The sequence below is a fragment of the Aerococcus sp. L_32 genome (assembly GCF_050689315.1).
Genome location: NZ_JBOEQF010000856.1, coordinates 1 through 793, shown reverse-complemented (window position 1 = coordinate 793; position 793 = coordinate 1). Strand labels below are relative to the sequence as shown.

The window sequence follows — 793 nt, the reverse complement described above, 5'->3', positions numbered from 1 at the left end:
ATGGCTTATATGGGTCTAAAAACTTTAGAGAACGCGGCCGTCAAACTGTCCAATCTTATGTCGCTTACAAAGGAAAAGATAATGCACAAGACGCGTCAGTAGAATCTATCTTCCCAGACATGTTGTTTGATCAAAACTTATACAGAGATGATATCAACAAGATCTCCTTCGTCCTTGAATCTTACCAAGACTATTTAGATGCCAAAGAAGCTTTCATAGACTACCAAGTCGGCACTTGGGGTGGACGCGGTGAGCATGCCCTATTTGGTGACGTGGCCCTAGCCAACATCACTAAGGAAACGGCCATCCAAGACTTATTGGCCCATGAAAATGTCGATCCAAAAGACACCTTCGCATTCGGCGACGCTAAAATTGATATCCCTATGTTTAACATCTGCGAAACGGGTGTTGCTATGGGGAATTGTGGCGGTGAAATCAAGGCTGCTGCGGACTATATCACAGATGCTGCTGAAGATGATGGCTTATACAATGCCTTCAAACATTTCGGTTTGATTTGATTTATTTTATTCGACTAGTTATAAAAGGAGCTAACTACCATGGACTATGTACAATTAGGTAATTCAAACTTGTCTGTTTCCCGTATTTGCCTTGGCTGTATGGGCTTTGGTGACCCAGACAAAGGCGGACACGCTTGGACTTTAGACCAAGAAGCCACGGCCGCGATCATCAGTCATGCCTTAGACCAAGGCATTAACTTCTTCGATACGGCCATCGCCTACCAAGGCGGGACTAGTGAACAGTACGTTGGTAAGGCCCTCAGTCAATTAGCCAG

2 protein-coding genes are annotated in these 793 nt (G+C 44.8%); both read left to right on the top strand.

Annotation, left to right across the window (positions count from 1 at the left end; translation table 11 throughout):
• Positions 1 to 518: HAD hydrolase family protein (locus ACRCJ0_RS16915; RefSeq protein ID WP_431391319.1), on the top strand; the 518-nt coding region annotated here is incomplete at its 5' end.
• A 39-nt stretch (positions 519 to 557) separates the two neighbouring features.
• Positions 558 to 793: aldo/keto reductase (locus ACRCJ0_RS16910; protein ID WP_431391318.1), on the top strand; the 236-nt coding region annotated here is incomplete at its 3' end.